The sequence below is a fragment of the Nonomuraea roseoviolacea subsp. carminata genome, from assembly GCF_024172185.1.
GTDB classification, from domain to species: Bacteria; Actinomycetota; Actinomycetes; order Streptosporangiales; family Streptosporangiaceae; genus Nonomuraea; species Nonomuraea roseoviolacea.
Genome location: NZ_JAMZEC010000001.1, coordinates 4,946,890 through 4,964,592, shown reverse-complemented (window position 1 = coordinate 4,964,592; position 17,703 = coordinate 4,946,890). Strand labels below are relative to the sequence as shown.

Annotated in this window: 19 protein-coding genes and 1 pseudogene; 7 read left to right on the top strand and 13 right to left on the bottom strand. The window is 72.5% G+C overall.

Features of this window, described 5'->3' with window-relative positions; translation table 11 throughout:
* Positions 1-156: 156 nt before the first annotated feature.
* Positions 157-1,146: an EamA family transporter gene (locus HD595_RS23160; protein ID WP_253772335.1), complete on the bottom strand. Its 990-nt coding sequence runs from the start codon at positions 1,144-1,146 to the stop codon at positions 157-159.
* 93 nt (positions 1,147-1,239) lie between these two features.
* Between HD595_RS23160 and HD595_RS23155 the strand changes: the two genes are divergently transcribed.
* Together HD595_RS23155 and HD595_RS23150 are read left to right on the top strand one after the other, a co-directional pair.
* Positions 1,240-2,445 carry a magnesium transporter MgtE N-terminal domain-containing protein gene (locus tag HD595_RS23155; RefSeq protein ID WP_253772333.1) on the top strand — a complete coding sequence of 402 codons (1,206 nt, stop codon included), beginning with the start codon at positions 1,240-1,242 and terminating at the stop codon, positions 2,443-2,445.
* A 52-nt stretch (positions 2,446-2,497) separates the two neighbouring features.
* The gene (locus HD595_RS23150; protein WP_253772325.1) at positions 2,498-2,965 is read left to right on the top strand and encodes a DUF1003 domain-containing protein; all 468 of its coding nucleotides are present in this window, start codon (positions 2,498-2,500) and stop codon (positions 2,963-2,965) included.
* Positions 2,966-2,987: 22 nt separating this feature from the next.
* Here the strand turns inward: HD595_RS23150 and HD595_RS23145 are convergent, their stop codons facing one another.
* Positions 2,988-3,452, bottom strand: coding sequence for a MarR family winged helix-turn-helix transcriptional regulator (locus HD595_RS23145; RefSeq protein WP_253772323.1), 465 nt, complete (start codon positions 3,450-3,452; stop codon positions 2,988-2,990).
* Between the two features lie 171 nt (positions 3,453-3,623).
* Here HD595_RS23145 and HD595_RS23140 point away from each other — a divergent pair, with 171 nt between their 5' ends.
* Positions 3,624-4,763: an Mrp/NBP35 family ATP-binding protein gene (locus HD595_RS23140; RefSeq protein ID WP_253772321.1), complete on the top strand. Its 1,140-nt coding sequence runs from the start codon at positions 3,624-3,626 to the stop codon at positions 4,761-4,763.
* Positions 4,764-4,893: 130 nt separating this feature from the next.
* On the opposite strand, the gene HD595_RS23135 is transcribed toward HD595_RS23140, so the two are convergent.
* The 4 genes from HD595_RS23135 to sigE form a co-directional block, all read right to left on the bottom strand.
* The gene (locus tag HD595_RS23135) at positions 4,894-5,253 is read right to left on the bottom strand and encodes a sec-independent translocase (RefSeq protein ID WP_253772319.1); all 360 of its coding nucleotides are present in this window, start codon (positions 5,251-5,253) and stop codon (positions 4,894-4,896) included.
* A gap of 126 nt (positions 5,254-5,379) precedes the next feature.
* On the bottom strand, positions 5,380-6,852 hold the full coding sequence (locus tag HD595_RS23130) for a S1C family serine protease (RefSeq protein ID WP_253772317.1): 1,473 nt from the start codon (positions 6,850-6,852) through the stop codon (positions 5,380-5,382).
* A gap of 926 nt (positions 6,853-7,778) precedes the next feature.
* Positions 7,779-8,285: an anti-sigma factor family protein gene (locus HD595_RS23125; protein WP_253772315.1), complete on the bottom strand. Its 507-nt coding sequence runs from the start codon at positions 8,283-8,285 to the stop codon at positions 7,779-7,781.
* Between the two features lie 22 nt (positions 8,286-8,307).
* Positions 8,308-8,949 carry an RNA polymerase sigma factor SigE gene (gene sigE, locus HD595_RS23120; RefSeq protein ID WP_253772313.1) on the bottom strand — a complete coding sequence of 214 codons (642 nt, stop codon included), beginning with the start codon at positions 8,947-8,949 and terminating at the stop codon, positions 8,308-8,310.
* 161 nt (positions 8,950-9,110) lie between these two features.
* Here sigE and HD595_RS23115 point away from each other — a divergent pair, with 161 nt between their 5' ends.
* Positions 9,111-9,749, top strand: coding sequence for an O-methyltransferase (locus tag HD595_RS23115; RefSeq protein WP_253772311.1), 639 nt, complete (start codon positions 9,111-9,113; stop codon positions 9,747-9,749).
* Between the two features lie 34 nt (positions 9,750-9,783).
* On the opposite strand, the gene HD595_RS23110 is transcribed toward HD595_RS23115, so the two are convergent.
* Entirely contained in the window at positions 9,784-11,193 is a 1,410-nt protein-coding gene (locus tag HD595_RS23110) for a leucyl aminopeptidase (RefSeq protein WP_253772309.1), read from the bottom strand.
* A gap of 76 nt (positions 11,194-11,269) precedes the next feature.
* On the bottom strand, positions 11,270-11,437 hold the full coding sequence (locus tag HD595_RS23105; protein ID WP_020545024.1) for a DUF3117 domain-containing protein: 168 nt from the start codon (positions 11,435-11,437) through the stop codon (positions 11,270-11,272).
* A 178-nt stretch (positions 11,438-11,615) separates the two neighbouring features.
* On the opposite strand from HD595_RS23105, the gene HD595_RS23100 reads away from it, so the two are divergent.
* Positions 11,616-12,392, top strand: coding sequence for a PaaX family transcriptional regulator (locus HD595_RS23100; protein ID WP_253772308.1), 777 nt, complete (start codon positions 11,616-11,618; stop codon positions 12,390-12,392).
* On the top strand, positions 12,389-13,165 hold the full coding sequence (locus HD595_RS23095; protein ID WP_308211212.1) for an enoyl-CoA hydratase/isomerase family protein: 777 nt from the start codon (positions 12,389-12,391) through the stop codon (positions 13,163-13,165). The genes HD595_RS23100 and HD595_RS23095 overlap by 4 nt, the downstream gene beginning before the upstream one ends.
* Here HD595_RS23095 and HD595_RS23090 read toward each other — a convergent pair.
* The 3 genes and pseudogenes from HD595_RS23090 to HD595_RS23080 all read right to left on the bottom strand — a co-directional run bounded on the left by HD595_RS23090 (position 13,152) and on the right by HD595_RS23080 (position 15,604).
* Entirely contained in the window at positions 13,152-13,724 is a 573-nt protein-coding gene (locus HD595_RS23090) for a DNA-3-methyladenine glycosylase I (protein ID WP_253772306.1), read from the bottom strand. The genes HD595_RS23095 and HD595_RS23090 overlap by 14 nt on opposite strands.
* Positions 13,721-14,470, bottom strand: coding sequence for a hypothetical protein (locus HD595_RS23085; protein ID WP_253772304.1), 750 nt, complete (start codon positions 14,468-14,470; stop codon positions 13,721-13,723). Before HD595_RS23085 ends, HD595_RS23090 begins: the two co-directional genes overlap by 4 nt.
* A gap of 76 nt (positions 14,471-14,546) precedes the next feature.
* Positions 14,547-15,604, bottom strand: a pseudogene (locus HD595_RS23080) (RNA-guided endonuclease InsQ/TnpB family protein).
* 121 nt (positions 15,605-15,725) lie between these two features.
* On the opposite strand from HD595_RS23080, the gene HD595_RS23075 reads away from it, so the two are divergent.
* Positions 15,726-16,007: a hypothetical protein gene (locus HD595_RS23075; RefSeq protein ID WP_253772302.1), complete on the top strand. Its 282-nt coding sequence runs from the start codon at positions 15,726-15,728 to the stop codon at positions 16,005-16,007.
* Positions 16,008-16,060: 53 nt separating this feature from the next.
* Here HD595_RS23075 and HD595_RS23070 read toward each other — a convergent pair whose 3' ends face one another.
* Positions 16,061-16,645 (bottom strand): LOG family protein, encoded by a 585-nt coding sequence (locus tag HD595_RS23070; protein ID WP_253772300.1) that lies wholly within the window; start codon positions 16,643-16,645, stop codon positions 16,061-16,063.
* Between the two features lie 20 nt (positions 16,646-16,665).
* Positions 16,666-17,463: an LOG family protein gene (locus tag HD595_RS23065; protein WP_253772298.1), complete on the bottom strand. Its 798-nt coding sequence runs from the start codon at positions 17,461-17,463 to the stop codon at positions 16,666-16,668.
* Positions 17,464-17,703: the final 240 nt, after the last annotated feature.

Below are 17,703 nucleotides of genomic sequence, written 5' to 3'. Positions count from 1 at the left end.
CCCGCATGATTCAGTAGCACCAGGCGGTCAGCGGGGAGGGCGGTCACCCGTGGGGCGCGGCCAGCCAAGGCACGGCAAGCCGGGAGCGCGGTCAACCGGTGGCGCGGCGAGTCGAGAGCGCGGTCAGCCGAGAGTGCGGGTCAGCCGGGGGTGCGGTCAGCCGGGGGTGCGGTCGAGGCTGAGCCGGGCCTCGGCCTCGGACTCGGGGCCGGACGCCCGCTCCCCGGCGGGCGCGGGCGCCCCGCCCCGGGAGGCCGCCGTCTGGGCGAGCAGCGCCCCCGACAGCACCAGCAGCCCGCCGACGATCTGGAACGCCCCGAGCGCCTCGCCCACCAGCGCCCAGGCCACCACCGCGCCGCCGATGACCTCCAGCGACGCCACCGTCGCCCCGACGGCCGCCGAGAGGCGGCGCACCGCGTTGACGCCCAGGATGTACGCCGCGACGGTGGCGACCAGCACCATCCACAGGTAAGCCGCGAACGCCGGCAGGGTCAGGCCGCCTCCCTCGGGCGTGGCCAGCCGGGTGAACGCCTCCCACGGGATGTCCCAGGGCCGGGCGAACGGCGCGAGCACCAAGGCCGCCCCGAGCATGCCCCAGGCGATGAGGCCCAGCGGATCCACGTCGTCCCCGAAGCTATCGCTCATCAGGAAATATCCGGCGCAGCACGCCCCGGCGACCAGGCCCAGCAGCAGCCCCAGCGCGTCCAGCCGCAGGCCGTCCCAGACCTCGACGACGACGCCGAGCCCGACGACGGCGACCACCGCGCCCAGGTACGCCGCGCGCGCCAGCCGGATCCTGCGCACCACCCGCACCCACACGACCACCATGACCGGCGCCATGAACTCCAGCAGCAGGGCGACCCCCACCGGCAGCCGGGTCAGCGCGACGAAGTAGAGCGACTGCACCCCGGCGACGGCCACGACGGCGTACACCCCGAAGAACGGCAGGCGCGAGCGCGGGATGCGCAGCGCGGACGGCTTGACCACGGCCAGCACGGCGACCATCAGCAGCCCCGCCCCGGCCATGCGGGTCCAGACCGCCTCGATCGGCGCCAGCCCCGCCGCGTTCAGGTACTTGGCCATGGGCCCGGAGAACGCGAAGCACCACGCCGAGACGAAGGCCATCGCGAGACCCGAATATCGCATCGCCACCCCACCCGTAATTACCGTTCCTGCCTTTTGATACTGACATGTCCGGTGTCATGAGCGCAATGCCGTCCGGCTGTTAGCCTGCTCAATGTGAAGATCTTCGTGGCCCGCCTGGCCGGGGTTTCGGTCTTCGACCCGGCCGGCGACCAGATCGGCCGGATCCGCGACGTCGTGGTCGGCCTGCGCGGCCCCCTGCGGCCCGCCGTCCACGGCATGGTGGTCGAGGTCCAGCCGCGCCGCCGCGTCTTCCTGCCCATCACCCGCGTGCGCGGCATCGAGGCCGGGGCGGTGGTCTTCACGGGCCGGCTCAACCTGCGCCGCTTCGAGAAGCGCTCGGCCGAGACGCTGGTCATCGGCGAGATGCTCGACCGCACCGTGACCGTCGGCGGCGAGCGGATGACGGTCTTCGACCTCGCCATGGAGGAGGCCAGGCCGTCGGCCTGGGAGATCACCAAGGTCGCCGTGTACCGGGGCCGGCGGCGGCGCGACCCCCGGATCGTCGCCTGGGAGGAGGCGTCCGGGTTCGACGAGCTCCAGAAGGACCAGGGCGCGGCCGGGCTGATCGCCGCGTTCGAGTCGATGCGGGCCGCCGACATCGCCAGCGCCCTGCACGAGCTGCCCGGCAAGCGGCGCATCGAGGTCGCCCGCGCGCTCGACGACGACCGGCTCGCCGACGTGCTGGAGGAGCTGCCACCCCGCGACCAGATCGGCATCCTCGGCACCCTCGAACCCGCTCGGGCCGCCGACGTGCTGGAGGAGATGGACCCCGACGACGCGGCCGACCTGCTCAACGACCTGCCCGCCGACCAGGCCGCGCACCTGCTGGCGCTGATGGAGCCGGGCGAGGCCGCCCCCGTGCGGCGGCTGCTCACCTACCCGCAGGACACAGCCGGCGGCATGATGACCAGCGAGCCGGTGATCCTGCCGCCGAGCGCCACGGTCGCCGAGGCGCTCGCGCACATCCGTCAGAAGGACCTCTCGCCGTCCGTCGCGGCGCAGGTGTACGTGACCCGGCCGCCGAACGAGACGCCCACGGGGGCGTACCTCGGCGTCAGCCACTTCCAGCGGCTGCTGCGCGACCCGCCCTCGACGCTGCTGGGCTCGGCGCTCGACCCGTCGATCGACCCGATCCGGCCCGGCTTCACGCTGCCGGAGGTCGCCCAGTACCTCGCCAGCTACAACCTGGTGGCGGCGCCCGTGGTCGACGAGCTGGGGCGGCTGGTGGGCGCGGTCACGGTGGACGACGTGCTCGACCACATGCTGCCGGCCGACTGGCGCGAAGGCGCGCACCCATGACGGCCCGTAGCCTGCCGCCCGCCGCCCGGCTCCCGCGTACCGGGGCGTCATCGTGACCGCCGAGCGGCTGGACCAGCCGCGCGACCTGCGCCGCACGCTGCGCCCGCACTACGACCCGGAGGCGTTCGGCCGCCTGTCGGAGCGGATCGCCCGCTTCCTGGGGACCGCGCGGTTCATCGTCTACATGACGGTCGTCGTGGCGGTCTGGGTCATCTGGAACGCCGTCGCCCCGGCCGAGCTGGCCTTCGACCCGTACCCGTTCATCTTCCTCACGCTCATGCTGTCGCTCCAGGCGTCGTACGCGGCGCCGCTCATCCTGCTCGCCCAGAACCGGCAGGCCGACCGCGACCGGGTGCAGTACGAGCAGGACCGCGAGGCGGCCGACCGCAACCAGGCGGAGATCGAGTATCTGACCCGGGAGATCGCGGCGCTGCGGATGGCCCTCAACGAGGTCGCCACCCGCGACTACCTGCGCTCGGAGCTCCAGCACCTGCTGGAGGAGCTCAGGGAGCGCCCGTAGCGCCGGCCCGGTCGTGCCGGGCTCAGGGGGCGTCCGTGGCGCCAGCGAGGCGGGTCACGAGCTGCCGCACCTGGCCGATCTCGTCCGGGCCCAGGGAGTCGAGGAAGTGCGCGCGGACGCCGCGCAGATAGGTGGGCGTCGCCTCGGCCAGCCGCGCCGCCCCCGCGTCGGTCAGCACCGCGAACAGCCCCCGGGCGTCGCTCTCGCACGCCTCGCGGTTCACCAGCCCGTCGCGCTGCAGCCGGTCGATCAGCCGGGTCAGGCCGCTGCGGGACAACAGCACCCTGCCCGCCAGGTCGTTCATCCGCAACCGCCGCTCCGGCGCCTCGGCGAGCCGTGACAGCACGTCGTACGACGCGAGCGGCAGGTCGTGGGCGAGCAGCAGCTCGCCTTCCAGGTGGCGGGTGATCCGCACCTGCGCCCGCTGCAGCATCCGCCAGACCGCCAGCTCCTCAACGGTGAGGCCCTCGTCGCGCAGAAGAGTCACGGAGTAACCTTAGTTTGTTGCACGCACACCTAAACAGATCCGTCGTGCAGCGTGGATTAACCGCGCCGCGCCCCTGGTTCATACCATGGAGGGGCATCCTCACCGGCGTGCAGCGCCTGTCACACAGAGACCACTAAGGAGGGACGGCACTCCCTTCGTGCCGAGACTTCGATGGCACCAACCCAGGAACAGGTGACGGCCGCCCTCGCCACCGTCATCGACCCCGAGATCCGTCGCCCGATCACCGATCTCGGGATGGTCAAGAGCGTCGACATCACGCCCGAGGGCGTGGTCCGTGTCGGCGTCTACCTCACGATCGCGGGCTGTCCGCTGAAGGACACCATCCGCCGCGACGTCACCGCCTCGGTCTCCCGGCTCGACGGTGTCACGGGTGTCGAGATCGAGCTGGACGTCATGAGCACCGAGCAGCGCAAGGAGCTGCAGACGAAGCTGCGCGGCGACCGGGCCCCCGAGAAGGAGATCCCCTTCAACCAGCCGGGCTCGCTGACCCGCGTCTTCGCGGTGGCCAGCGGCAAGGGCGGCGTCGGCAAGTCGTCGGTCACGGTCAACCTGGCCGCCGCCATGTCCGCGAGCGGCCTCAAGGTCGGCATCGTCGACGCCGACATCTACGGCCACAGCATCCCGCGCATGCTGGGCGCCTCCGAGCGGCCGACCAAGGTCGAGGACATGATCATGCCGCCGGTGGCGCATGACATCAAGGTCATCTCGGTGGGCATGTTCAAGCCGGAGGGCAACACGCCGGTCGTGTGGCGTGGCCCGATGCTCGACCGGGCACTGCACCAGTTCCTGGCCGACGTCTACTGGGGCGACCTCGACGTCCTGCTGCTCGACCTGCCCCCGGGCACCGGCGACATCGCCATCTCGGTCGCGCAGCGCCTGCCGTCCGCCGAGATCCTCGTCGTGACGACGCCCCAGATGGCGGCCGCCGAGGTGGCCGAGCGGGCCGGCTCGATCGCGGCCCAGACCCACCAGCAGATCGCCGGCGTCATCGAGAACATGGCGTGGCTGCCGTGCCCCCACTGCGACGAGCGCATCGCGGTCTTCGGCGAGGGCGGCGGCCAGACCGTCGCCGACGCGCTGACCCGCACGCTCGGCTCCCGGGTGCCGCTGCTCGGCCAGGTGCCGATCGACCTGCGGCTGCGCGAGGGCGGCGACGAGGGCAAGCCGCTGGTGCTGACCGACCCCGACGCGCCGGCTGCGGCCGAGCTCCGCTCGATCGCGGCCACGCTGAGCAAGCGCGGCTCCAGCCTCAAGGGCATGCAGCTCGGGCTGTCGCCCAACCGCCGCTAGCCGCACCGCCGCACGCCTCGGGCCCGCTCGCATCCGAGCGGGCCTGTCGCTTCTCTTCGGAACTCGGCCGCGGGGTTTCTTCGGAACTCGGCCGGGGGCTTCTCCGGACCTCGGCCGGAGGCCGTACGGGTCAGGTGGCCTCGGAGTCGTACGGCGGGATCTCGCCGACGCCCAGCTCGTCCACCGGCTCCGGCAGGGCCGGGGCCGTGAGCGCCGGCTCCTCCGCCGGCTTGGCGTTCCAGGAGTCCTCGACGTCGTCCAGCAGGTGCTTGCGGACGAACGTACGCGGGTTGAGGTCGGCCGGGTCGAAGTCGCGGTACTCCGGCGGCAGGCCGGCCCGCAGATCGTCGCGCGCGTTGGCGGCCATCCGGCGCAGGTCGCGCAGCGTCTTGCCGGCCTGCGACGCCACCTGGGGCAGCTTGTCGGGCCCGAAGACGAGGAGCGCGATGACGATCAGCGCCCCGACCTCAAGCCACCCGAGTCCGAACACCGTGAGCTCCTAGCGCAGTCCTGATGCACCGAGGACAACCCCGGCGTATTCCAGACTAAGGGCTCCGACGGTCGGATCGACCGCCTGCCCCTGACACCCGGACCCGCCCATCCGGCCGCCCCTGGATCAGGACGGCGACGGCGTGGGCTCGTCGTCGGCGGTGACCGTGAGGGTCGCCGTGCGCTCCTGCCCCGCCCGCTGGAACTTGACCGTGATGTGGGACCCCGGCGCCTTGCTGCGGATGAGGGCGATCAGCTCGTTGCCGTCCTGCAGGCGCAGGCCGTCGAGCTCCAGGATGATGTCGCCCGCCTTCAGCCCGGCCTTGGCGGCGGGACCGCCCGGGTCGACCGGCTGGCGGCCCTCGGTGGGTTCGGAGGCGATGCGGACGCCCTGGCCCTTGTAGTCGGGGTCGAGCACGATGCCGATCTTGGGGCGCTTGGCCTTGCCGCTCGTCACCAGTTCCTCGGCCACCCGCCGCGCCTGGTTGACCGGGATGGCGAAGCCGAGGCCGATGCTTCCGCTCTGGTTGGTCAGCGACCGGCTCAGCGTGGCGATCGCGGAGTTGACGCCCACGACCTCGCCCTTGCCGTTGACCAGCGGGCCGCCGGAGTTGCCGGGGTTGATGGCGGCGTCGGTCTGGATGGCGCTGATGTAGGCGGGCTCCTCGGAGCCGCCGTTCTCGTCGCCGGCGATGACCGGGCGGTTGAGCGAGCTGACGATGCCCGTGGTGACCGTGCCGGTCAGGCCGAGCGGGGAGCCGACCGCGATGACCGGGTCGCCGACCACGACCTGGTCGGAGTTGCCGAGGGAGATCTCGGGCGTGCCGAAGGTGTCCTCGGGCTTGACCACGGCCAGGTCGGAGCCCGGGTCGCGGCCCACGATGCGGCCGGTCGTGGTCTTGCGGTTGTAGAACTGGATCTTGATGTCGCCGCCCTTGGCGGCCATGGCGACCACGTGGTTGTTCGTCACCACGTAACCGTTCTTGATCAGGAAGCCCGAGCCGGTGGCGCCCTCGGTGTTGCTGCCGTTGCCCACCTCCAGCGAGACCACGCTGGGCAGCACCCGCGCGGCCACGCCGGCCACCGAGTCGGGCGCCCGGTCGGTGGCGCCGCTCGGGAGCGGGCCGAGGCTGTAGGACGGGTCGGTGCCGTTGGTACGGGTCAGCAGGTAGGTGCCGACGCTGCCGAGCGCGGAGGCGACCAGGGCGACGACCACGGCCAGCACGACGAGCAGGCCGGTGCCGGGGCCCCGTCGCGGGGCCGCCGGGGCGCCGCCGGAGGGCGGCGGGGCCCAGCCCGGGCCCATGCCGAGCGCGTGGCGCGGAGGCGGCGGGGGCGCGTCGCCGCCGTAGGGCGGGGCGCCCGCGGAGGGGCCGAAGAACGGGCTCTCGTAGGTGCGGGTGGAGGACTGCTCCCGGCCTTCCGCCCCGAACGCGGCCTCGCCGCCGTCGGGCCGGCCGAAGGGGTTGTCCCCGGCGCGTCCGAAGGGGCCCTCGCCGCTGTCGGGCCGTCCGAACGGCGTGTCGCCGCCGTCGGGTCGCCCGAAGGGTCCTTCGCCGCCGTCCGGCCGGCCGAAGGGCGGTTCGCCGCCCTCCGGCATGCCGAAGGGCCTGTCGTCGCCGGCGGGCTCGCCACCGGGCGCGCCGCTGTCCTGGCCCCGCTCGTACGGCGGGCGGCCGTTCGCCCCGCCGTCACCGTGACCGCCCTCGTCCGGGCCGCGCTCGCCGGAGCCGTGCCCTGACCCGGCGCCTCCCGAGGCCGCCTGGGACTGCGCCCCGCCGGACCCGCGCTCGTCAGAAGAGCCGACCCCCCGGTCACCGGGAGAGCCGAAGGAGGACGAAGTGCCGCCGGACGCATCCGCGGGAGACCCGAAGGAGGGCGAGGCGCCGCCGGACGCATCCGCGGGAGACCCGAAGGAGGGCGAGGCGCCGCCGGACGCATCCGCGAGAGACCCGAAGGAGGGCGAGGCGCCGCCGTAGGGGCCTTGCGGAGAGCCGAAGGAAGGCGAGGGCCCCTCAGGAGGGCCGACAGCGGACGAGGGGCCGCCGTAGGGCCCCTCGGGAGCGCTGAAGACGGGCGCGTCGCCCGGCTGCCCCGACGGGGGCCGCCAGCCGCCCTGCGGGCCCCCGGAGCCCACAGCGGCCCCGTCACCCTCAGGACTCTCCGACGCTCGCGACGGGTCGGAGGGTGAGCCCCACGGTCCCTGGGCGGCCGACGAGGGGGTCCCGGGCCCGCCGCCAGGCCGGTCGGCCTGGCCGTCCGCGGGCAGGAACTCCGGGCGCCCCTGCGGCGCAGGGAAGTCCGACGGCATGCGTCCTTCGCCCGGGCGCGTCTCGTCGGTCATCTACGTCTCACCACTCCTTGCTCGACACCGCAATCCTGGTGCGATCGGCATACGAGAGTCGTAAAGCAATGGTCAGGAACCACGCCTCTACCGGCGGTTCCTCTCCAAAACCCCGAACTCCGATCGTATGCCCCCGACGCCATGGACTACGCCACCGAGTATCCCAGGCCGTCGTGTCCCGGTCAGGGCGTGGCGGTGGGCGGTGTGGCCTGGGAGGAGGCGGGCGTGTTCTGCCGGAACAACTCGACCGGGGGCGGCGTGTTGCTCTGCCCGGCGCCGGACACCGCGAAGAAGGTGCCGAGGGCCACGGCGGCGGAGACGACGCCGACGGCCACGTACGCGCCGCGCCGCCTACCCCGGCGGCCGGGGCCGGAAGCGCCGCCGCTCGCGTCCCTGCGGGGGCGGTTGTCCAGGGGCGCGATGGTATGAGGGCCCGGCAGCGGGACACCTCCGAAGGTCCGCGCGGGGAACGGCCGCTCGCGGGGCGGCAACGGGCCGCCCGGCTCGGCCATCCGCAGCAGCGACATCGTCAGATCGGCCGGCATGGCGAGCTCGTCGAGCGAGCGCAGGCGCGACTTCAGCGCCCGCATCGACTCGACCTCCCGCCTGCAGTCGGCACAGAACGTCAGATGCGCCAGGGCGCGGTCACGCTCGGCGTGGTTGAGCTCGCCGTCGACGAGCGCGCTCACGCGCTCTCCAAGATGCGACATATCAGACTTCCTCCCCACGGGGCCCCGACGGGAATGCTGGCGGGGGGAGTTGTGAGTGTCGGGGGGCCCGGTGTTCGAGCGCCTCGCGCAACTGCGCCCGGCCACGGTGAATTCGGCTCCGGACCGTGCCCAGCTTGACCCCGAGCGTGGCCGCGATCTCCTCGTACGACAGGCCCTCGATGTCGCACAGCACGATCGCCGCCCGGAACTCGGGGGCGAGCGCGTCGAGCGCGGCCTGGATGTCGGGTTCGAGGTGGGCGTCGTCGAACGCCTGCGCCGGTGACGGCTCGCGGCCGCGCAGCCTCTCGGCGGCGTCGTCGGCCAGTCCCTCGAAACGGATGCGCTGCTTGCGCCGCGCCGTGTCGAGGAACAGGTTGGTCGTGATCCGGTGCAGCCAGCCCTCGAACGTCCCGGGCGTGTAGCTCGACAGCGACCTGAAGACCCGTACGAAGACCTCCTGGGTGAGGTCCTCGGCGTCATGGACGTTGCCGGTCAGGCGGTAAGCCAGCCGATAAACGCGCGCGGAGTGAGTCCGCACCACTTCCTCCCAGGTGGGAGGTGTCCAATCAGACACGGGAGCATCGGCCTGGTGGTCGCTTTCGTCCACCAGCACTCCTCTCTCTGGGACCACCGCTACCGCCATAGTGCCTGGTTTCGTCCCTTCATGCGCACTGCCTGCCTTCCGGACCGGCAAAGCCCGTTTAAACCTGCAACGCCTCAGCGTGCTCCTGAGTTCCCGTCCTGGCGCTACTCCCCTAGGCTGCGATCGGTGACCAATCGCACGAAAGTGGGGGGAGGAGGCCGATGACCAGTCAGGCGGAGGCCACTCTGGCCTATGCGGAGCAGTTCCATCACGAGGATGAGATCCTGCGCGCGGCGCGGCAGCGCGGGCTGGAGATGGGCGCGGTGCCCATCCTTCCCGGAGGCGGGGCGGCGCTCTGCTTCCTCGCCACGGCGCTCAACGCCAAGTCGGTCGTCGAGATCGGCACCGGCTGCGGCGTCTCGGGGCTCTGGCTGCTGCGGGGCATGCGCCCCGACGGCACGCTGACCAGCGTGGACGTCGAGCCCGAGCACCAGCGGTTGGCGCGGCAGGCGTTCGCGGAGGCGGGCTTCGCCGGCGGCCGGGTGCGGCTGATCAGCGGGCGCGCGCTCGACGTGCTGCCCCGGCTGTCGGACGGCGGCTACGACATGGTCTTCGCCGACGCGGCCAAGCAGGAGTACGCGGACTACCTGGCCGAGTCGGTCCGGCTGCTGCGCGTGGGCGGCATCGTGGCCTTCGACAACGCGCTCTGGCACAACCGCGTGGCCGACCCGGCCCAGCGCGACCCCGACACGGTCGCCCTGCGCGAGCTGGGCAAGCTCGTGCAGGGCGACGACCGGCTCCGGTCGCTGCTGATGCCGCTGGGCGACGGCCTGCTCGCCGCCGTCAAGATCGCCGGGTAGCGGTCACCCGGCCGGGCCGGCGCCGCGCGAGCGGTCACCCGCGGGTCAGCCACTCCAGCAGGACCCGCACCCCGAACCCCGTGGCGCCCTTGGTCAGGATGCCGTCGTCCACGGTGCTGCGCCCCACCCCGGCGATGTCGAGGTGCGCCCACGGCCGCCCGCCCGCGAACTCCCGCAGGAACAGCGCCGCCGTGATGGACCCCGCGCCGTAGGTGGACCCGCTCTCCACGTTCGCCAGGTCGGCGATCGGCGAGTCGAGGGCGGGCGCGTACTCCTCGATGAGCGGCATCCGCCACAGCCTGTCGTCGCTGTCGCGGCCCGCCGCGAGGAGCGCCTTGGCGAGGTCGTCGTCGGTGGAGTAGACGGCGCCGACGTTGCGGCCCAGCGCGACGCTGATGGCGCCCGTCAGGGTGGCGATGTCGACGACCGCGTCGGGGTCGAGCTCGGCGTCGGCGTAGGCGAGCGCGTCGGCCAGCACGAGCCGCCCCTCGGCGTCGGTGTTGAGCACCTCGACCGTGCGCCCGCCGTAGTGGGTGATGACGTCGCTGGGCCGCTGGGCGGTGCCGGACGGCATGTTCTCGGCCGCGGCGACCAGGCCGGTGACGCGGACCGGGGCGCCCATCCGGGCCAGCGCCCCGATGACGGCGATCACCACGGCGCCGCCCGCCATGTCGGTCTTCTGTGTCTTCATGTTCTCGGTCGGCTTGAGCGACAGGCCGCCCGAGTCGAACGTGATGCCCTTGCCCACGAGCACCACGTGGCGCTCGGCGGGACCCTCGGGGGTGTAGGAGAGCTGGATGAGGCGAGGCGGGCTGGCCGAGCCGCGGCCGACCGCGAGGATGCCGCCGAACCCGGCCGCCTGGAGCTGCTCCTCGTCCCACACCCGCACGGGCACGCCCTGCTCGCCGGCGCGCTCGGCCAGCCAGGCGGGCGTCTTGACCGACGCCGGCGTGTTGGCCAGGTCACGGGCCAGCGCCACGGCCTGGGCGACGGTCTCGCCCCGCCGTACGGCCCGCTCGTCGGCGGAGGCGAACCGCAGCGCGCGCACGGGCGTCTTGCCCGGGGCGCCGATGCGGAAGGAGTAGGCGGCGAGCAGCGCGGCCTCGGCGAACGCCGCGGCGTCGCCCTCGGGCACCACCACGGTCAGCTCCTCGCGGCCCTTGGCCCTGCGGGTGAGCCCGGCCGCCGCCTTGCGCAGGGCCTTCGGCGAGCCGTCGCCGACGCCGTACAGCAGCACGCGCCCGACGCCGCCCTCCCGCGCCACGGGGACCTCGATGATCTCGCCGGCCTCCCCCTTGGCCTCGTAGTGGGCCAGCAGGGCGGGCAGGGGCACCGGCAGGTCGAGCTCGACGGCCGGGACCAGCTCGGGCGTGTAGGGGACGGCCAGCAGCTCGGCGCCGTCGGGGACGCCGGCGACCACCGATGCAGTGGTCTCAATGGGCACGGAACTTCTCCTCGAACGTCAGCGACCCTGGCGCGCGGATACGCCAGGGCCGTGGGACAGGTCTGTCTCGGGAGCTTCAGCCGACGACGTTCTTCAGCGCCTCGCCGAGCGCCTTCGCCTCGTCAGCGGAAATCTCCACGACGAGCCGGCCGCCACCTTCCAGAGGGACCCGCATGACAATGCCGCGCCCTTCCTTGGTGACCTCGAGCGGACCATCGCCGGTCCGCGGCTTCATCGCCGCCATGCGTGCATCCCTTCCTGCCTTGGGCTCCCGCGGCCCGCGATTTCTGTCCAGCCGCCAGCGAGGGCGGTATTCACGTCTTCTGTGATGTCCTATTCTCCCGCATCGCGAGCGCTCATGGGTAACGATCTCCTCCCAGAATGCGTTGTCCAGGGTGGCGAAGACGTCCAAACTGGACAGCGTGCACGCACGAGCTGCCCTGTTCGACCTCTATGGGGACCACCTGCGCCCACGCGGCGGACGGGCCTCCGTGGCGGCTCTCGTACGCCTCATGAAACCGCTGGAGATCGCCGCTCCGGCCGTGCGCACCGCTGTTTCGCGCATGGTCCGGCAGGGCTGGCTGGAGCCCGTCAGATTGCCGCAGGGGGCCGGCTACGGGCTCACGTCCAAGTGCGTCAGAAGACTGGACGACGCCGCGTCGAGAATTTACCGAGAGGGAACGCCGTCCTGGCAGGGCCGGTGGCATCTGATCGTTTTGGAACCGGTGAAGGATCGGCCGCGTAGAGAGCGGGTCAAGGCCGTTCTCGCGTTTCTCGGCTACGCGCCGCTGTCGGAGGCGACCTGGGTCGGGCCGCGCTCCTCCCCCGAGGTGGACCACCTGCTGGCGAGCGAGGGACTGCGGGCCGACCGGTTCGACGCGGCTCTGGAGGGCGACCCCCGCGAGCTGGTCGCGCGGGCCTGGGATCTGGCGGCCGTCGGCGAGGCGTACGAGCGGTGGCTGGCGGAGGCTGCCACGCTGGTCGGGGCGCTGCCGGGCGGGGCCCCGGACGACCGGGTGTTCGCGACGAGGAGCAGGCTCGTGCACGGGTGGCGCAACTTCCTCTTCCGCGACCCCGGCCTGCCGCCCGAGCTGCTGCCGCCCGGCTGGCCCGGTGAGCGGGCCAGAGCGTACTTCGAGCAGGAGGCCGCCCGCCTGCTGCCCTCAGCCGCCGCGTTCGTCGACAGGGAGTTGCCGTGATCCGCTATGACGTGACCGATGCCGTCGCCACCATCACGCTCGACCGGCCGGAGGCGATGAACTCGCTGACGGCCGAGGTGAAGTCGGCCCTGCTGGAGGCGCTGCGCCACGCGGCGGCCGACGACGGGGTGCGCGCGGTGCTGCTGACCGGCTCCGGCCGGGCCTTCTGCGCCGGCCAGGACCTGCGCGAGCACGCCGACAACCTGGAGGCGGGGCGTGGGCTCGCCGGGACCGTGCGCGAGCACTACAACCCGATGGTCGAGCTCATCGCCACCATGGGCAAGCCGGTGGTGGCCGCCGTCAACGGCGTCGCGGCCGGCGCGGGCGCCTCGCTGGCCTTCGCCTGCGACCTGCGGGTGGCCTCCGACAAGGCCAAGTTCGCGCTCGCGTTCTCCGGCGTCGGCCTCGCCCCCGACTCCGGCGCGTCGTGGACGCTGCAGCGCCTCGTCGGCGCCGGGCGCGCCGCCGAGCTCATGCTGCTCGGCGAGCCGCTCGACGCGGCGCGGGCGCTGGAGCTGGGGCTGGTCACCCGGGTCGTGCCGCCGGAGGACGTGCTCAAGACCGCCACCGAGCTCGCGGTACGGCTCGCGCAGGGCCCCACGCTCGCGTACGCGGCCACCAAGGCGGCGCTGGCCTACGCCGCCACGAACCCGCTGCCGGAGGCGCTGGAGATGGAGGCCGTCCTGCAGGACGCCTGCGCCGCCACCCAGGACCACATCGACGCCACCCGGGCCTTCCTGGCCAAACAGCGCCCGTCGTTCAACGGCCGCTGAGCGCGCCCTCCCGGGCGCGCGCCACGCAGCCCTCGATGTGGTCGTTGACCAGGCCGATCGCCTGCATGAGCGCGTACGCGGTGGTCGGCCCGACGAACCGGAAGCCGTGCCGCTTCAGCTCCTTGGCCAGCGCCTTCGAGCCGGGCGTGACGGCGGGCACGTCGGCCATCGTCCGCGGCACCGGGGAGTCGGGATCGGCGTGGCGCCACACCAGCTCGGACAGGCCGCCGGGCAGGTCGAGCGCCACGCGGGCGTTGTTCACCACGGCCTCGATCTTGGCCCGGTTGCGGACGATCCCGGCGTCGCCGAGCAGCCGCTCGACGTCCTGCTCGGTGTAGGCGGCGACCTTCGGGATGGAGAAGCCGTCGAAGGCGGCGCGGAAGTTCTCCCGCTTGCGCAGGATCGTCAGCCAGGACAGGCCGGACTGGAACGCCTCCAGCGCCACCCGCTCGAAGACCAGGTCGTCACCGTGGACGGGACGGCCCCACTCGTCGTCGTGGTAGGCGGTGTAGAGCGGGTCGGCCAGGCCCGGCCAGGTGCACCGGATCAACTCGGTCACGCGCGCTCGTCCCCGTCCTTGCCCGCCGCCGCCCGTACCGGCCGCTCCTCGCCCTCGTCCTGCACGTCGCTCTCGCTCTTCCCGTCCTTCTCGACTTGCTTCTCGTCCTTCTCGACTTGCTCGTCGCCCTTGTCGCTCTCGTCGTTCATGGGCACGGGCACGGGCTCGGGCGCTCGCTCCGGGACGGCCTCAGCCTCGGGCTCCGGCTGCTCGACGCGCTGAGCGCTCTCCGGCAGCTCACCGCTCTCCGCCGGCTCAGCGCTCTCGGACAGCTCGGCGGGCGGGACGCCCTCGGCGACGGCCTCGCTCACCGGGGCGGAGGCGGCCGGCGTGGTGACGACCGGGTCGCCGTTCTCGGGCAGGCTGGGCAGTTCGGCCGGCCCCTCGGGCTCGTGGTCGGTGCGGGGACCGCCGCCCGGCGAGGCGTACAGCTCCTGGCGCGCGTGCAGGCGGCTCGACATCAGCTCGGAGACCCGCTGCTCCAGCACCGCGATGCGGGTGTCGCGCGCGCTGATCGCGCTGGCGGCCCTGCGCAGCGTCTCGTCGACGCTCTGCGTGTGGTAGCCGACGAGGTTGACCGGAAGCTGCAGCGCCATGAAGTCGACAGCCGTGAGCCGCCCGGCCTCGGGCAGGTCGAGGGGCGGCACGTCCGGCGGGAACTCGGTCAGCTCACCGCCCCTGCCGAGGGAGACCAGCACCACGCAGGCCAGGATCGCGAGCGCGGCGATGGCGAGAATGACCAGCACATGGGCATCGTACTCATACCATCGAGGCTTGACTTCCTCTCCGCGGCTGAAGCCGGGGGATTCCGACCCTCGCGGGTCAGGTTTCCTGTTTCACCGCCAGTCGCCCGCCGGGCCTGCGCCCTTGAGGTCTTACACCGGCTCCACAGGCGTTTCACCTCTCCGCCAGCCCGGCGGCGAGGATGTTGATCGCGGCGTTGACGTCGCGGTCGTGCAGCGCGCCGCAGGCGCACTGCCACGCCCGGACACCCAGCGGCATCTCCTCTCGCAGAGTGCCGCAGGCCGAGCACGTCTTCGAGGAGGGGAACCAGCGGTCGACCACGATGAGTTCCCGCCCGTACCAGGCGGTCTTGTACTCCAGCATCGACCGCATCAGGCGCCAGGAGGCGTCGGCGATGGAGCGCGCCAGGCTGCGGTTCCTGCCCATGTTGCGGACGGCGAGGTCCTCGACCACGACCGTTTGGTTCTCACGGACGAGCCGAGTGGTGAGCTTGTGCAGGAAGTCCCGCCGCCGGTCGGCGATCCGGGCGTGAATACGGGCGAGTGCGACCCTCGCCTTCTGCCGGTTGGCCGAACCCTTCTGCTTACGGGCGAGATCCCGCTGGGCCCGGGCGAGCCTGCGGCGGTCGGCCCGGTCGTGCCTCGGCTTGACGATCTTCTCGCCGGTGGACAGCGTGGCCACGGCCTCGCACCCTCCGGCAGGGGCCGCGACCACACGACGTCCAGCGGTTCGCGCATCTTCGCCAGGGTGAGCCGCCCGTCTCGCCACGTGAAGGCCGAACGGGTGTACTCGGCCGACGCCCGCGACTTCTTGCGGGACTTGAAGGCGGGGTACTTGGCCCGGCGGGCGAAGAAGTTCGCGAACGCCGCCTGAAGATGGCGCAGCGCCTGCTGCAGCGGAACGCTCGACACCTCGTTCAGGAACGCCAACTCGTCGGTCTTCTTCCAGGCGGTGAGCGTGGCCGAGGACTCCACGTAGGAGACGCGACGACCTTCCGAGGTGTAGGCGCGGGTCCGCTCGGCCAGAGTCTTGTTGTAGACCAGGCGCACGCAGCCGAACGTCCGGGCAAGCTCTTCGGCCTGCTCGGAGGTCGGGTAGAAGCGGTACTTGTAGGCCCGCTTAACAACCTGCGCCATGGCTCACCTCGTACCAGGCGATCGATGGACAATCGCTTCTATGTTCGCATCCACAGGGTGGCGCTGTCCTGCGTTTTCTCCCCAGGGCTAACATTTGGGGCTCCACACCCAAGGAGGTTCGATGAGTCCCGCAGTTGTCGCACCCGGTGCGCCTCCGGACCCCTCCTGGACTCCCGCGGGGTCGCCCGCCGAGGCCGCCGCGCTGGCGCGATCGGGGGCGACCGTGCTGGTCATGCTGCCCGAGCCGCTCGACGCGGCGCTGGCCGCCGCGGCCGTCTACCGCTGGCACGGCGCGGACGTGTTCGTCACCGGACACGCCGACCAGGTGCGCCAGGCGCTGGAGATGACCGACTCGCTGGCCGGCCGGCGTCCCCCGGCCCTGGCCCGCCGCGCCCTCGCCTGAGCGCCCCGGCCCGGCGCGTCCAGGCCGCCGCGCCCTCGCCTGAACGCCCCGGCTCAGCCGGTGGCCTCGCCGATCTCCTCGGGCGTCGGGCGCACCGGGCGGGCGCGGCCCTCGACGTGGTCGAGCGCCTCCTCCACCGACGACGTCCACGCGATGGCGTCGAAGACGTTCGCCCGGGTGAACCCCTCGTCGTACATGTGCTCCACGAGCCCGCGCAGCGAGGCGTACAGCCCCCACGGGTCGAGGACGACCAGCGGCCGGTCGTGGATGCCGAGGACCCGGGCCGTCCAGATCTCGAACAGCTCCTCCAGTGTGCCGATGCCGCCCGGCAGCACGAGGAAGGCGTCGGAGCGCTCGTCCATGGCGGCCTTGCGCTCGCGCATGCCGGGGGTGACGATCAGCTCGTCGGAGTCGCGGTCGGCGATCTCGACGTCCACGAGGACCTGGGGGATCACGCCGACCGTGCGCCCGCCGGCGGCGCGGGCCGCGGCAGTGACGGCGCCCATGCAGGAGACGGTGGCGCCGCCGCTGACCAGGGTGTGTCCGCGCCTGGCCAGCTCGGTGCCGACGGCCGTCGCCAGCTCCACGTACTTGGGGTCGATCTTCTGACTGGAGGCGCAGAACACACAGATATTCACGACATGTCAGCTTAAGGGGGCTATTGCGGCTCGGCGTCCTGGCTCGCGACCGCCTCCAGCTCCTCCTCGCGCTGCCCGGAGCGTGCCCGGTCGGAGTCCACGATGATCCGCACGGCCTCGTCCACGTCGTCGGTGATCTTGATCAGGTCGAGGTCCTGCTCGGCGATCTTCCCGGTGCCCAGGAGCGTGCCCTTGATCCAGTCGAGGAGGCCGCCCCAGAACTCCGACCCCATGAGCACGACCGGGAACGAGGTGACCTTGTGCGTCTGCACCAGCGTGAGCGCCTCGAACAGCTCGTCCAGCGTGCCGAAGCCGCCCGGCAGGGCGATGAAGCCGCACGAGTACTTCACGAACATGGTCTTGCGCACGAAGAAGTAGCGGAACTCGATGCCGAGGTCCACGTAGTCGTTCATGCGCTGCTCGAACGGCAGCTCGATGCCGAGACCCACCGAGACGGCGCCGTCGACCTCGGTGGCGCCGCGGTTGGCCGACTCCATCACGCCCGGCCCGCCGCCCGTGATGACGGCGTAGCCCGCCTCGGCGATGGCCCGGCCGAGCGCGCGGCCCATGGCGTACTCGGGAGAGTCGGCGGGGGTGCGGGCCGAGCCGAAGACCGTGACGGCGGGGGGCAGCTCGGCGAGCTGGCCGAAGCCCTCGACGAACTCCGCCTGGATGCGCAGCACCCGCCACGGGTCCATGTGGACCCAGTCGGCGGGGCCCTGCCGGTCGAGCAGGCGCTGGTCGTGCGTGGAATCGGGGACGAGCTTGCCACGGACCACGGCCTGGCCCTGGCGGCGCTCGCGACGCGTCGTGTCCATGCGGATCACGCTAGCCCTCCTTCGGTGCCCCTGGACCCGGGGCTGTGCCCTCCGGCGCCGGCTCACCTCCCCGTGGACCGGGCCGTGAACGGCCCACGGGCGGGCCGTCCCAGCAAAATAGCAGGTCAACGACCGTCTGAGGAGCGGCAAAAAATCATGAAAAAAGTAGGGAACCGGATTTCGACCACCCTGCGTCTAACTGCCGAGGGTGCTGCTCGGGACTGAAAGTGGCTTTCCCCG

Excerpts from the sequence above, each read along its gene's own strand:
- HD595_RS23160 (WP_253772335.1), bottom strand. The coding sequence starts at position 1,146 with ATGCGATATTCGGGTCTCGCGATGGCCTTCGTCTCGGCGTGGTGCTTC.
- HD595_RS23140 (WP_253772321.1), top strand. The coding sequence starts at position 3,624 with ATGGCACCAACCCAGGAACAGGTGACGGCCGCCCTCGCCACCGTCATC.
- HD595_RS23130 (WP_253772317.1), bottom strand. The coding sequence starts at position 6,852 with ATGCCGGAGGGCGGCGAACCGCCCTTCGGCCGGCCGGACGGCGGCGAA.
- sigE (WP_253772313.1), bottom strand. The coding sequence starts at position 8,949 with ATGGCGGTAGCGGTGGTCCCAGAGAGAGGAGTGCTGGTGGACGAAAGC.
- HD595_RS23115 (WP_253772311.1), top strand. The coding sequence starts at position 9,111 with ATGACCAGTCAGGCGGAGGCCACTCTGGCCTATGCGGAGCAGTTCCAT.
- HD595_RS23105 (WP_020545024.1), bottom strand. The coding sequence starts at position 11,437 with ATGGCGGCGATGAAGCCGCGGACCGGCGATGGTCCGCTCGAGGTCACC.
- HD595_RS23075 (WP_253772302.1), top strand. The coding sequence starts at position 15,726 with ATGAGTCCCGCAGTTGTCGCACCCGGTGCGCCTCCGGACCCCTCCTGG.
- HD595_RS23065 (WP_253772298.1), bottom strand. The coding sequence starts at position 17,463 with ATGGACACGACGCGTCGCGAGCGCCGCCAGGGCCAGGCCGTGGTCCGT.